We start from the raw sequence: 13,276 nt of genomic DNA on the forward strand, positions 1-13,276 counted from the left end.
GGTGGGGGCACAACGCCGGCAGCCGCGGTTCCGCGGCAGCTTCACACCACCAGGGGAACCGGATGGTATTCGTCGGCGGGATGCCCGGACCGCTCGTGGATCCGTTTCACGGCTTCCACGTCCGGCGCCTCGGACAGGCAATACACCAGGCCGGAGTCGGGATCCGCCCACGCCTGCTTGAACTCCACCTGCTCGTCCGCCTGGATTGCCAGGTCGGCGTTGTGGGCTTCGTGCAGTTGCTCAGCGGTGATGCCCACCATGTTGTGATGCACGTCCATGAAGGTTGCCATGACAGCGCTCCCAGGGTTGATTTCCAATGGATGCGCTGATGCTACGCCCGGGCCCGGAGGGGGGTCAACGGCCGTGGCTGACCCGTGCCGGAAGCCCGGACAGGCAGGCTCCACCCGCCCGTCCGGACCGGCAGGATCAGTTGCGGTTGAGCTCATCCGAGATGGCCTGCGCGGCGTCCCGGAGCATGGGCACTGCCCGTTCGCCGAAGGAAAAGTCCACCCGGGATACGGGCCCGGACACCGAGATGGCAGTGGGGGTCGGCGCGTTGGGCACGGCCATGGCGAAGCAGCGCACGCCGAGCTCCTGTTCTTCCTCATCGATGGAATAGCCGCGTTCCCGGATCCGGCCCAGGTCCGCCAACAGCGCTTCGATGTCGCCGATGCTTTTGGCCGTGGGGGTGGGCATGCCGGTGCGGGCCACGATGCCGCGGACCACCTCGTCGTCCAGCTGGGCCAGGATGGCCTTGCCCACGCCGGTGTCATGGGTGTGGGCGCGCCGGCCCACCTCGGTGAACATCCGCATGGAGTGCAGCGAGGGAACCTGCGCCACGTAAATCACCATGTCCGAGTCCAGCACGGCCATGTTGGAGGTCTCCCCCAACCGGTCCACCAGGCCCTTGAGCTGCGGCCGGGCCACGGCGCCGAGCTGTTTGTTGGCGCCTTCGCCGAGCCGGATCAGCCGGGGCCCCAGCGCATACCTGCGGTTGGGCAGCTGGCGGATGTACCCCAGGGACACCAATGTCCGCAGGAGCCGGTGGATGGTGGGCAGCGGCAGGTCCGTGGACGAGGACAGCTCACTGAGGGTGACGTCGCCGCCAGCGTCCGTGATCAGTTCCAAGAGTTCAAACACGCGCTCAACGGACTGAACGCCTCCGGCGGCTTTCTCAGCCATGTACCAGTCTCCTGTGGACTCGGATTCCGACAAGTCTTATCCGCATGGTGAAAAAGACGTGCCCTAGTTGTCCCAACTTACAGCACGGCCGCGGCCGGACGCCATGAAACACCTCGGGGCTTGTATTTCCACAAAGTAGATAATAATATCCATAATACGAAAACTTTTCGAAAGCAGAAAGCCCGCAAGGGCCCTACAGGAGGACATTCAATGGCGAACCCGAGCCCCGGAAATTCGATCACCCTGCGCGTGGAAGCACCGTCAAGCTTCACGGCCACCAGTGAACTGGCCGCCGCCGTCGGCGCAGCCGGCGCAGCCATCACCGCACTGGACGTCACCGAGTCCCACCACGAGACCCTTGTAGTGGACGTCACCTGCAACACCACCGACGACGACCACGCCGGCCGCGTGAAGGACGCCCTGAACGCGCTCGACGGCGTCACGGTCCAGCATGTCTCGGACCGCACGTTCCTCATGCACCTGGGCGGCAAGCTTGAAGTTGTCCCCAAAGTAGCCCTGCGCAACCGTGATGACCTGTCCCGCGCCTACACGCCCGGCGTCGCCCGCGTCTGCATGGCCATCGCCGACGACCCCGCCGCTGCCCGCAACCTGACGGTCAAGCGCAACACCATCGCCGTGCTCACGGACGGTTCGGCGGTCCTGGGCCTGGGCAACATCGGCCCGGCCGCGGCCCTGCCGGTCATGGAAGGCAAGGCGGCACTGTTCAAGCAGTTCGCCAACGTCGACGCCTGGCCGGTCTGCCTGGATACCCAGGACACCGAGGAAATCATCATGATCGCCAAGGCCATGGCCCCCGTTTACGGTAGCATCAACCTCGAGGACATCGCCGCCCCGCGCTGCTTCGAGATTGAAAACCGCCTCCGCGAGGAACTGGACATCCCGGTGTTCCACGATGACCAGCACGGCACCGCCATCGTCACCCTGGCAGCCCTGGTCAACGCCCTGCGTGTGGTGGGCAAGACCCTCGCCGAGGTCAAGATCGTTGTCTCCGGCGTTGGCGCCGCGGGTTCCGCCATCATCCAGCTCCTCAAGGCCCAGGGCGCCCGGCACATTGTTGCTGCCGGCCGCTCCGGCGCCATCCACTCCGGCGAAACGTACAACGACAGCCACCGCAGCTGGATTGCCGCCAACACCAACGAGGAAGGCTTCGCCGGAACCCTGCACGAGGCGCTCAAGGGTACCGACGTGTTCATCGGCGTCAGCGCACCGCATGTCATCGGCGAGGAGCAGGTCGCCTCGATGGCCGCAGATGCCATCGTGTTCGCCATGGCCAACCCCACGCCGGAGATCGACCCTGTCATCGCCGCGAAGCACGCAGCAGTAGTGGCCACGGGCCGCAGCGACTTCCCCAACCAGATCAACAACGTGCTGGCGTTCCCGGGCTTCTTCCGCGGCCTCCTGGACGCCGGCGCATCGGACATCACGCCGGCGATGCTGGTGGCCGCCGCGGATGCCATCGCCAACCGGGTAGCTGACGACGAGCTTAATGCCAGCTACATTATCCCCAGCGTCTTTGATCCCCACGTGGCCGCCGATGTGGCGGCAGCGGTGGCAGCAGCCGCCCGTTCAGCCCAGGCGGCAACAGCGGCCGGCCAGGCAACGGAACCGGCGGCCGAGGCCGCTTACGCCAACGCCTGACACACCGCCTGACCCGCAGCCAAGGAAAGGACCAGAAATGGCCATCACAGTCACAGACCCCACGCCGATCGAGCGCGCGGAGGAAATCCTCACGCCCAAGGCGCTGGCTTTCGTGGAGGAACTCCACAAACGTTTCGCCGGCACCCGCGACGAGCTCCTGGCCGCCCGCGGTGCCAAGCGCCAGCGTGTTGCCGAAACCAGCAAGCTCGATTTCCTGCCGGAAACGCAGGAGGTGCGCGCCGGCGACTGGAAAGTTGCCGCCGCGCCGGCAGCCCTGCAGGACCGGCGCGTGGAAATGACCGGGCCCGCTACGCCTGCCAAGATGGCCATCAACGCCCTTAACTCCGGTGCCAAGGTGTGGCTCGCGGACCTCGAGGATGCCAGCACCCCCACGTGGGGCAACGTCATCGACGCCATCCTCAACCTCCGCGACGCCGCCCAGGGCACCCTGGCCTTCACCTCTGATGAGGGCAAGGAGTACCGGCTCCGCACCGACGCGCCCCTGGCCGTTGTGGTGGCCCGCCCCCGCGGCTGGCACATGGCGGAAAAGCACCTGCTGCTGAACGGCCAGCCGGCCGTAGGCGCGCTGGTGGACTTCGGCCTGCACTTCTTCCACGTGGCAAAGCAGCTGGTCCTCAACGGCCAGGGCCCGTACTACTACCTTCCCAAGATGGAAAGCCACCTCGAAGCCCGGCTATGGAACGACGTGTTTGTCTTCGCGCAGGACTTCCTGGGCCTGGGCCAGGGCACCATCCGGGCCACGGTGCTGATCGAGACCATCCCGGCTGCGTTCGAGATGGACGAAATCCTGTACGAACTGCGGGACCACGCGTCGGGCCTGAACGCCGGCCGCTGGGACTACCTGTTCAGCATCATCAAGTACTTCCGGGACGCCGGCGAGGAATTCGTCCTGCCGGACCGCGCCTCCGTGGCCATGACCGCACCCTTTATGCGGGCCTACACGGAACTCCTGGTGAAGACCTGCCACCACCGCGGCGCCTTCGCCATGGGCGGCATGGCGGCCGTTATCCCCAACCGGCGCCACCCTGAGGTCACCGAGGCGGCCTTCGCCAAGGTCCGCGCAGACAAGACCCGGGAAGCAAACGACGGCTTCGACGGATCCTGGGTGGCCCACCCGGACCTCGTCCCCACCTGCCGCGAAGTCTTTGACGGGGTCCTCGGCGACAGGCCCAACCAGCTGGACAAGCAGCGCCCCGAGGTCACCGTCACGGCAGCCCAGCTGCTGGACGTCTCCTCCGCCGACGGCCAGGTCACCGAAGCCGGCCTTCGCCTGAACCTCTACGTGGCCGTCGCGTACACCGCCGTGTGGCTTTCGGGCAACGGCGCCGTGGCCATCCACAACCTGATGGAGGACGCCGCCACCGCGGAAATCTCCCGGTCGCAGGTGTGGCAGCAGATCCGCAACAAATCGGTGCTGGCCGATACCGGCAACACCGTCACCAAGGACCTGGTGGAGCGGATCCTGGGCGAGGAAACCGAACGGCTCCGCACGGAGGTGGGCGACGAAGCGTTCCTCCGCTACTACCAGCCGGCCAGCGGGCTCATCGGGGACATCTGCCTTTCCGACGGCTACACCGACTTCCTGACCACCCCTGCCTACGAACTGGTGGGCTGAGGCATGGCGGCAACACCTTCTCTCTCTGCTGCGGACCTGGCCCACATCGACGGGCAGCTCGCAGCCACCGACCGGTTGCTGGACCGCAACTACCCGGGCGACGACGGCTCCCGCCAGCCCGTCCATACGGTGTACGTGCCCGCTGACCGTTTCTCGCCGTCGTTCGCTGCGGACTGGGGCGCCGAGGCTCTGGCTACCGTGGCAGCCAAGGGCGGCTTCGGTAAGCTCGCGGACCTCCTGGGCCAGGACGCCGGGCTGGCCGAGGCCGTGTCCACCAGGGTGGCGGCCAAGCTGGCAAGCGAACCCATCGAGGACCTGCGGCTCGACTTTGAGGACGGGTTCGGCGACAGGGGCGACGACGCCGAAGACGCCGCCGCCGTTGCCGCGGCTTCCGCCGTGGCCGCCGCAGCCGCGGCCGGGACCGCCCCGCCGTTCATCGGGATCCGGTTCAAATGCTTCGAGGCCGCCACCCGGGCCCGGGGGCTGCGGACCCTGGACCTGTTTGTGTCCGGCTTGGCCGCTGCCGGCGAACTTCCCGAGGGCCTGATCCTGACCCTGCCCAAGGTCACCACCGTGGCGCAGGTCCAGGCCATGGACTTCGCGGTCTCACGCCTGGAAACAGTTCACTCCCTGCCTGCCGGCAGGCTCCGCTTCGAGGTGCAGGTGGAAACACCGCAGCTGATCCTCGGACCGGACGGCACCTCGCCGGTGGCGCAGCTTCCGCACGCGGTGCCCGGCCGGATCAGCGGCCTGCACTACGGCACCTACGACTACTCCGCGTCGCTGCAGATCGCGGCCGAGTACCAGTCCATGGAGCACCCCGTTGCCGACTTCGCCAAGGAAGTCATGCAGCTGGCCGTGGCCGGCACCGGCATCCGGCTCTCCGACGGGTCCACCAACATCATCCCGGTGGGCGACAACGTGGAAAACGCGTGGCAGCTGCACGGCCGGCTGGTCCGCCGTTCGCTGGAACGCGGCTACTACCAGGGCTGGGACCTGCACCCGGCCCAGCTCCCCAGCCGGTTCGCCGCCACCTACGCCTTCTACCGGGAAGGCCTGCCCGCAGCTGCCGCCCGCCTGCGCAATTACGTTGAGCGGACCGAAGGCGGCGTGATGGACGAGCCCGCCACGGCCCGCGCCCTCGCGGCGTTTGTCCTCCGCGGCGTCCAGTGCGGCGCTGTTGGTGCCGACGAGGTCCTTGCGGGGACCGGCGTCGACATTTCCCACCTCACGGCCCTTGCCCACCCGCGGCTGGCCGCTTCCACCTCCTAAGCAAAGGACTTCCCAATGGGCAAGTACTACACCCCCCAGGGCGGCCTGCCGCCGCAGAGCCACCTGACCACCGAGCGCGCCATCGTCACCGAGGCCTACACGGTGATTCCCAAAGGCGTGATGACGGACATCGTGACCAGCAACCTGCCTGGCTTCTCGAACACCCGCTCCTGGATCATCGCCCGGCCCATCTCGGGCTTTGCCACCACCTTCTCCCAGCTCATCGTCGAAGTGGGCCCCGGCGGCGGCGCGCCGAAAGCTGAATTCGAGCCGGGCGTCGAAGGCGTGGTGTTCCTTACCCGCGGCAGCCTCAGCCTCACCCTCGACGGCGAGCTGCACCAGCTGGAGGAGGGCGGCTACGCCTACCTGGCCGCCGGCTCGGAGTGGGGCGTCGAGAACAACTCCACCGAACCGGCGTCGTTCCAGTGGATCCGCAAGGCCTACGAACGCCTGGAAGGGCACGAGGCCAAGTCCTTCGTGACCAACGAAAAGGACGTTGAGCCCACCGCGATGCCGGACACCAACGGCGCGTGGAAGACCACCCGCTTCACGGACTCCAGCGACCTGGCCCACGACATGCAGGTCAACATCGTGACCTTCCAGCCCGGCGGCGTGATCCCCTTCCCGGAAACCCACGTGATGGAACACGGCCTCTACGTCCTCGAGGGCAAGGCCATGTACCTGCTGAACAACGACTGGGTGGAAGTGGAGGCCGGCGACTTCATGTGGCTGCGCGCGTTCTGCCCGCAGGCCTGCTATGCCGGTGGCCCGGGCGAGTTCCGCTACCTGCTGTACAAGGACATGAACCGCCAGGTCCGACTCACCTAGGAACTTCTTCTTCCCCACCTGAGTAGCGCCAAGTGTCGTTGTGAACCCTCATGACGGCACGTGGCGCTACTTGGTTGGGTTGGGGCTTATGCTCCGGGGTTGAGGACCACCTTGATGCAGCCGTCCTCTTTCTTCTGGAACTTCTCATACAGGGCCGGCGCACCGTCCAGCCCGGACCGGTGGGTGACCAGGTCCATCACGCCCAGCGGATCGGCGTCGTCCTCCACCAGCGGCAGGATGTCATCGGTCCAGCGCCGGACGTTGCACTGGCCCATCCGCACCTGCAGCTGCTTGTCGAACATGGTCATCAGGGGCATGGGGCTTGCCTCGCCGCCGTACACGCCGCTCAGGGAGAGCGTTCCACCGCGCCGGACGGCGTCGATGGCCGTGTGGAGCGCCGCGAGCTTGTCCACGCCGGCCGTTTCCATGGCTTTCTGTGCCAGCTTGTCCGGCAGCAGCCCCAGCGCCTGGTGCGCGAACCCGGCAAGCGGGGAACCGTGTGCTTCCATGCCGACGGCGTCAATCACCGCGTCAGTTCCGCGGCCGGCAGTCATCTCCCGCAGTTCGTCCGCGATGCCTTTGCTGTAGTCCAGCGTTTCCACGCCGTGCCTGGCAGCCATGGCCCGCCGTTCAGGTACCGGATCAACGCCGATGACCCGGACGCCGCGGTGGGCGGCGATCCGGCTGGCGAACTGGCCCACGGGACCCAGCCCGAACACCGCCAGCGTTCCGCCCGGCTCAACGTCTGCGTAGTGCACACCCTGCCAGGCGGTCGGCAGAATGTCGGAGAGGAAGAGGTACCGCTCATCCGGCAACTCGGTTCCCACTTTGACCGGCCCGTAGTCGGCGTGGGGAACGCGCAGGTACTCGGCCTGCCCGCCCGGGACGGACCCGTACAACTCAGAGAACCCGAAGAGGGAAGCTCCTGAGCCTTTTTCCTTGACCTGGGTGGTTTCACATTGGGACTGCAGCCCCTGGCTGCACATAAAGCAGTGCCCGCAGGAGATATTGAATGGGACCACCACCCTGTCGCCCTTGCGCAGGTTGGTTACCGCGCTGCCCACTTCCTCCACGATGCCCATGGGCTCGTGGCCAATCACATCCCCCTTATGCATATATGCGCCAAGGACTTCATAAAGGTGCAGGTCCGAACCGCAGATGGCGGTGGACGTGATCCGCACAATGGCGTCAGTGGGTTCCTGGATGACGGGATCCGGCACTTCCTCAACACTTACTGATCGTTTTCCCTGCCACGTCAGTGCTCGCACTGTCTTCTCCTTTACCTCGGGTCCGGGCCGGCTGCCCTCGTTTCGACGCTATCGGATTCCGCCCAAAAAAGTAAGCATGCTGATGAAAACCCTTGTCGTCCGCGCCACAGGCTCTTAGCGTAGGAAGAACAGATCCGTACCGCAGGAAGGGGAACAGCCATGACGCTCTACCAGCCGGAACCAGTCGAAATTTCCACCCGGATACGGCCCGGCGAATGGACCGAGGAAAGCCTTACGCAATTGGTGGCGTCGTACCGCACCAGGATCACGGAGATGGGGGCCGTCCCGGCCGACGTCGGAACGAACGTCCAGCGCAACGGCGACGGCTCCGTCCATGTGCTGGTGACGTGGAACAAGCCGCCCGACGCCGGCGATGAGGACGCTGCCACGGCCGGGCCAACTGCCTGACCCACCGGGAGAACCGCTGTTTACTGCCCGGGATCCGGGGTGAGGAGCCGGCCGATCGCACTGGCGCCAAGCTTGTCCAGCAGCTCACGCGGCCCGCTGTAGACCTCCACGGCCCCGGCTTCCCGGAGCGCTTCGGCGGGGATGCCGCCGCTGGTGACCCCGATCGCCGGTATGCCCAGCGCCGCCGCAGCCTTCATGTCCCACACCGCGTCCCCCACGTAGACCGCGTCTGCAGCTTCCACCCCGATGGCGGCCAGGGCGGCCACCAGGATGTCCGGGGCAGGTTTGCTGCGGCTGGCATCATTGGCGCTGGTAGCAGCGTCAATCGCATCGCCGGCGCCCAGGACGTCCCGCATGACCGCCAGGTCCTCGGTGCGCGCGGACGACGCCAGTGCGACGGCGAGGCCCGCGGCGTGACAGCCGGTCAACAGGTCGGCAGCGCCGTCAAAGGCCCTTAGTGCGGGCCAGTTGGCGGCGTACAGGGCGCCGTGGGCGGCCAGGACGTCCGCCGTGGCGGGGCGGTGGGGTCCAGCCGGAAGCAGAGCGTTCACCAGGCGCGCGCCGCCCATGCCCACATGCTGGTGGATCGCGGCCATGGGGATGTCCTGGCCGTATTGGCGGAACGCACCCCACCACGCCACGGTATGCAGATACGAGGAGTCAATCAGCGTCCCGTCCACATCAAAAAGCACCCCCCGGCGCAGGCCGGAGGGCGCCTGGTCTGCCGCCTTACTCACACTGCCGCCCGCCGGACGTCCGGCGCTTTACGGCGCAGGGCCGCTTCCTCCTTGGCGGAACTGACGGGCCGGACCCGTTCGCGGAGCACAGTTCCTGCACCGCCATGGCTCTTGTCCCGGATCAGGCCGGTGCCGGCCACCTCGCGGGCCATGGCAATGCCGGCGGCGGCCGCCCGCTTGGTGGGGAAGGTTACGGAGATGGCCATCAGGTTCCCCGCCCCATCCATCATCCGGACCCGGTAGCCGCCGTCGGGCGCATCCACGAGTTCAAAATATCCGGCCATTCGTATCACTCCTCCGTAAATCACGGCACTGTGCATCTGGAAGCACTCCATGAAGTACTAGTAAGTATACTTACCGGTTGGCTGACGGAAAAGCGGCGGTTCAGCCGGCGGGAACCGTTTCGGGCGGGATGGGCCTGTCGCTGCGGCGCATGGTGTCCTGGTGCAGCTCCAGCGCGCTGGTCACCAGGGCGAAGTGGCTGAAGGCCTGCGGGGTGTTGCCGAGCTGGCGGCCGGCTTTGACGCCCCACTCCTCACTGAGCAGTCCCACGTCATTGCGCAGTTCCAGCAGGCGCTCAAACAGCTGCCTGGATTCCACGTGCCGGCCGGCGCCCAGCAGGGCCTCCACCAGCCAGAACGAGCAGGCCAGGAACACCCCCTCGTCGCCCGGCAGGCCGTCGTCGCTCTCGTCAGGGCGGTAGCGCAGCACGAAGCCGTCCTCCGTCAGGTCCCGCTGGATGGCCTCGATGGTCCCGATCACGCGGGGATCATCCGGCGGCAGGAACCCCACCCGGGGAATCAGCAGCAGGCTGGCGTCCAGCTCCGGCCGGCCGTAGGACTGGACAAAGGTGTTCCGTTCGGCGTCGAACCCGTTGGCCATCACTTCCGCGTGGATGGTGTCCCGGAGCTCCTCCCACCGTTCCACCGGACCGGGCAGCCCGTAATCCCGGACGCCCTTGACCATCCGGTCCGCGGCAACCCAGGCCATCACTTTGGAGTGCGTGAAGTGCCGGCGGGGACCGCGCATTTCCCACAGCCCGTTGTCCGGCTGGTCCCAGATGGTTTCCAGGTGGGCCATCAGGGCCAGCTGCACCGCCCAGGCCTCGTCCGAGTGCTTCAGCAGTGAATTCCGGGTCAGCGCCAGGCAGTCCAGGACCTCACCCCACACATCCAGCTGGAACTGATCAGCGGCGCCATTGCCGATCCGCACCGGAGCGGAGTTTTCGTAGCCTTTCAACCAGGGCAGCTCCATCTCGGGGAGCCGGCGTTCGCCGTGGATGCCGTACATGATCTGCAGGTCTGCCGGGTCGCCGGCCACGGCGCGCAGGAGCCAGTCGCGCCACGCTGCGGCCTCGGCCGTGTAGCCGGCGGCGAGGAGCGCCTGGAGCGTCATGGCGGCGTCGCGGAGCCAGCAGTACCGGTAGTCCCAGTTGCGGGGGCCGCCCAGCTGTTCCGGCAGGGAGGTGGTGACGGCAGCAACGATGCCGCCGGTGGGCGCATAGGTCAGCGCCTTGAGTGTCACCAGGGAGCGGACCACGGCGTCCTGGTACTCGCCCTTGACCGCGCACTGCGATGTCCAGCCGCGCCAGAACGCGAACGTGGTGCCCAGGACCTCTTCCGCATCCATCATGTGGGGCCGGCCCACATGGCTCGGCGCCCACGTCAGGACGAACGGGATCCGCTCCCCTGCGCTGACCGTGAAGTCGCTGACGGTGTGCATGTTCTCTCCGTGCAGCGGGGCAGGGGTAACCAGGTAAACCGCGTCCGGGCCAGCGATCGCGTGGAGCCCGTGCTTGTCCCGGCGCACCCAGGGAATGATGTGCCCGTAATCGAAGCGGAGGGTCAGCTCGCCGTGCATTTTGACGGTGCCGCTGACGCCTTCAACGATGCGGACTATATCGGCCACGGAGTCGCGTGGCGGCATAAAGTCGATGACGCGCACCGTGCCTTCCGGCGTCTCCCACTCCGTGTCGAGGATGAGGCTGCCGTCCCGATAGCTGCGCCGCGTGCAGCTGCCGCCGCCTTCGGGCGCGAGGAGCCAGCGCCCGGCGTCGGGAGTGTCCAGCAGCGCGTTGAAGCACGCCGGCGAATCGAACCGCGGAAGGCAGAGCCAGTCGATGGAGCCTTCCTTGCTGACCAGCGCCCCCGTGTGCAGGTCGCCCACTACCGCATAATCCTCGATACGTGCCATGGTCCCACCCTGCCATATGCACCTGCGGCCAGGGCCGGTTCCGGCGTGTAGCCTGACAGTTGGTGATGCAACAGCCTTCCAGTCCGGCCCGCCCGCGGCGGGCCCACCACTAACGGCAGGTACCATGGCAATCCACATCGGCACGTCCGGCTGGAGCTACGACCACTGGGAGCATGTCCTCTACCCTTCCGGGTTGCCCGCCCGCGATCGGCTGCAGCAATACGTGTCCCGGTTCAGCACGGTTGAGTTGAACGCCAGCTTCTACCGCTGGCCGCGGGACACCGCATTCGCTGGCTGGAACCGCCGCCTGCCCGCCGGCTTTGCCATGTCCGTCAAGGCGCCGCGGGGACTGACGCACGGCAGGAAGCTTTACGGCCCGGAGGTCTGGCTGGAACGCATTGCCCGCTGCTGGCACGAACTGGGCGACAAACGGGCTGTCCTGCTGGTCCAGCTGCCGCCACAACTGGAACGCGACGAAGCGCGGCTGGACTACTTCCTGTCCGCCGTCCCGCCGTGGATCCGGGTGGCAGTCGAGTTCCGCCATCCCAGCTGGGACTGCCCCGGGGTGTACGCCCTGCTGGCGCGGCACCAGGCCGCGTACTGCGTCATGAGCGGGGCCAACCTGCCTTGCGTCCTGCGCGCCACCGCGCCGTTCGCCTACGTCAGGCTGCACGGCCCTGACCAGCACCATCTGTATGGAGGTTCCTACCAGGATCCGGACCTGCACTGGTGGGCGGACCGGATCCGTGAATGGGACGCCGCGGGACTGGACGTGTACGCATATTTCAATAACGACGGCGGCGGCCACGCCGTGCGCAACGCCGCCACGTTGCGGGGGTTCCTCGGCGTGTGACGCCGGGGTGGCTGCCTGCACCTTCGCCACCCATGCAGCACCGTATGAGGCATCGCCCTGTGGCAGAGTGGAGGGATGGACCAGGCCCCGCACGACGTGCCCCCGAACGCAGCTCCGCAGCCCCACCATTTGCCGGACGGGAATGGGTTGGCCGGTAACGGGTTTTTCCGGCTGGCCCACCGCATCTCGGACGCCGTCAACGGGGTCAGGATCAAGCTCGCCAAACGCTGGGACTTTGTGCCCCAGACCATCGCCTACCAGGGCTACGGCTCCACCAGCCGGGTGCGGGTGCTGGGCCGGGTGCTGCTGACGCAGCGGCCGCTGCCGGGCAGCCGGGCCGAGCGGGAGGCCGGCAGCGGCATGCAGAACGTCCGGGGCTGGCGTGCGTTCACCAGCGTGCCGCTGCAGTTTACGGACGTCGAAATCACCATCGGCGATGTGGTGGCCCGCGTCAAAGCGGACCGGGGCGGCCTGGTTGACACGGAAGTGGACGTCCGGCTTTCACCGGGCTGGCATACCGCAGTACTGCAGGCCGAAGGCACCGAACCGTACGAGGCGCTGATCCAGGTGGTGGCTCCGGAGGTACGCTTCGGGATCGTCTCGGACATAGACGACACTGTGATGGTCACCGCCCTGCCCCGGCCTTTCCTGGCACTCTGGAACACGTTTGTGCTGAGCGAACGTGCCCGCATGGCCACCCCCGGCATGGCGGTACTCCTGGACCGGCTCAGGATCCAGCATCCGGAGGCCCCGGTGATCTACCTGTCCACGGGCCCCTGGAACGCGGCGCCCACCCTGGCCCGGTTCCTGGTCCGCAACATGTACCCGGCCGGCGCCCTGCTGCTGACGGACTGGGGCCTGACGCAGGACCGCTGGTTCCGCAGCGGCCAGGAACACAAGCGCCGGAACCTGGAGCGGCTCAGCAAGGAGTTCCCGGACATCCAGTGGCTCCTGATCGGCGACAACGGCCAGCACGATGAGGCCATCTACAACAGCTTCGCCGCGGACAACCCGGACCGCGTTGCGGCCATCGCCATCCGGCAACTGTCCGTCAGTGAGTCGGTGTTCGCCGGCGGCCACTCGGAGGACGGCGACCACTCAGCGTCCCGGGTGCCGTGGATCTACTCCCCGGACGGCGCCGGCATGGCGAAGCAGCTGGCCACCCTGGACCTGCTCTAGCTAGGTGTACTCAGCCAGCAGGTTGGTTACATCTGCTGATGGGTGGTCGCCCTCCGAGGGC

13 protein-coding genes are annotated in these 13,276 nt (G+C 67.1%); 7 read left to right on the forward strand and 6 right to left on the reverse strand.

The annotated features are described in order from the left end of the window. Window positions 1-41: 41 nt before the first annotated feature. Window positions 42-290: an SCO4226 family nickel-binding protein gene (locus ASF72_RS18165; protein WP_050685126.1), complete on the reverse strand. Its 249-nt coding sequence runs from the start codon at window positions 288-290 to the stop codon at window positions 42-44. Between the two features lie 136 nt (window positions 291-426). Continuing rightward, complete coding sequence (locus ASF72_RS18170) at window positions 427-1,182, reverse strand: IclR family transcriptional regulator (protein WP_050685125.1); 756 nt, start codon at window positions 1,180-1,182, stop codon at window positions 427-429. 210 nt (window positions 1,183-1,392) lie between these two features. Here ASF72_RS18170 and ASF72_RS18175 point away from each other — a divergent pair, with 210 nt between their 5' ends. Genes ASF72_RS18175 through ASF72_RS18190 form a run of 4 tightly spaced genes read left to right on the forward strand, consistent with a single transcriptional unit; the run spans window position 1,393 to window position 6,577 of the window. Next, a complete protein-coding gene (locus ASF72_RS18175; RefSeq protein WP_056601200.1) occupies window positions 1,393-2,841 on the forward strand; it encodes an NAD-dependent malic enzyme in 1,449 nt (482 codons plus the stop codon). 37 nt (window positions 2,842-2,878) lie between these two features. Beyond that, window positions 2,879-4,477: a malate synthase A gene (gene aceB / locus ASF72_RS18180; RefSeq protein ID WP_056601202.1), complete on the forward strand. Its 1,599-nt coding sequence runs from the start codon at window positions 2,879-2,881 to the stop codon at window positions 4,475-4,477. Between the two features lie 3 nt (window positions 4,478-4,480). Further along, a complete protein-coding gene (locus ASF72_RS18185) occupies window positions 4,481-5,749 on the forward strand; it encodes a DUF6986 family protein (RefSeq protein ID WP_050685122.1) in 1,269 nt (422 codons plus the stop codon). Between the two features lie 15 nt (window positions 5,750-5,764). Further along, window positions 5,765-6,577, forward strand: coding sequence for a bifunctional allantoicase/(S)-ureidoglycine aminohydrolase (locus ASF72_RS18190; protein WP_050685121.1), 813 nt, complete (start codon window positions 5,765-5,767; stop codon window positions 6,575-6,577). Window positions 6,578-6,663: 86 nt separating this feature from the next. Here ASF72_RS18190 and ASF72_RS18195 read toward each other — a convergent pair whose 3' ends face one another. Further along, window positions 6,664-7,845, reverse strand: a complete 1,182-nt coding sequence (locus tag ASF72_RS18195) for a zinc-dependent alcohol dehydrogenase (protein WP_050685120.1) — start codon at window positions 7,843-7,845, stop codon at window positions 6,664-6,666. A gap of 159 nt (window positions 7,846-8,004) precedes the next feature. On the opposite strand from ASF72_RS18195, the gene ASF72_RS18200 reads away from it, so the two are divergent. Further along, the gene (locus ASF72_RS18200) at window positions 8,005-8,253 is read left to right on the forward strand and encodes a hypothetical protein (protein ID WP_050685119.1); all 249 of its coding nucleotides are present in this window, start codon (window positions 8,005-8,007) and stop codon (window positions 8,251-8,253) included. A gap of 20 nt (window positions 8,254-8,273) precedes the next feature. On the opposite strand, the gene ASF72_RS18205 is transcribed toward ASF72_RS18200, so the two are convergent. The 3 genes from ASF72_RS18205 to ASF72_RS18215 form a co-directional block, all read right to left on the reverse strand. After that, window positions 8,274-8,990, reverse strand: coding sequence for an HAD family hydrolase (locus ASF72_RS18205; protein ID WP_082484545.1), 717 nt, complete (start codon window positions 8,988-8,990; stop codon window positions 8,274-8,276). After that, window positions 8,987-9,274, reverse strand: coding sequence for a DUF1508 domain-containing protein (locus ASF72_RS18210; protein WP_050685118.1), 288 nt, complete (start codon window positions 9,272-9,274; stop codon window positions 8,987-8,989). The genes ASF72_RS18205 and ASF72_RS18210 overlap by 4 nt, the downstream gene beginning before the upstream one ends. A gap of 100 nt (window positions 9,275-9,374) precedes the next feature. Then, window positions 9,375-11,183 carry a glycoside hydrolase family 15 protein gene (locus tag ASF72_RS18215; RefSeq protein WP_056601203.1) on the reverse strand — a complete coding sequence of 603 codons (1,809 nt, stop codon included), beginning with the start codon at window positions 11,181-11,183 and terminating at the stop codon, window positions 9,375-9,377. A 124-nt stretch (window positions 11,184-11,307) separates the two neighbouring features. Here ASF72_RS18215 and ASF72_RS18220 point away from each other — a divergent pair, with 124 nt between their 5' ends. Both ASF72_RS18220 and ASF72_RS18225 read left to right on the forward strand, forming a co-directional pair. Further along, on the forward strand, window positions 11,308-12,036 hold the full coding sequence (locus ASF72_RS18220) for a DUF72 domain-containing protein (protein ID WP_050685116.1): 729 nt from the start codon (window positions 11,308-11,310) through the stop codon (window positions 12,034-12,036). 75 nt (window positions 12,037-12,111) lie between these two features. Next, the gene (locus ASF72_RS18225; RefSeq protein ID WP_082484547.1) at window positions 12,112-13,215 is read left to right on the forward strand and encodes an App1 family protein; all 1,104 of its coding nucleotides are present in this window, start codon (window positions 12,112-12,114) and stop codon (window positions 13,213-13,215) included. The last annotated feature ends 61 nt before the right edge of the window (window positions 13,216-13,276 follow it).

Origin of the sequence: Arthrobacter sp. Leaf141 (assembly GCF_001424565.1) — a bacterium.
Classification (GTDB): Bacteria; Actinomycetota; Actinomycetes; order Actinomycetales; family Micrococcaceae; genus Arthrobacter.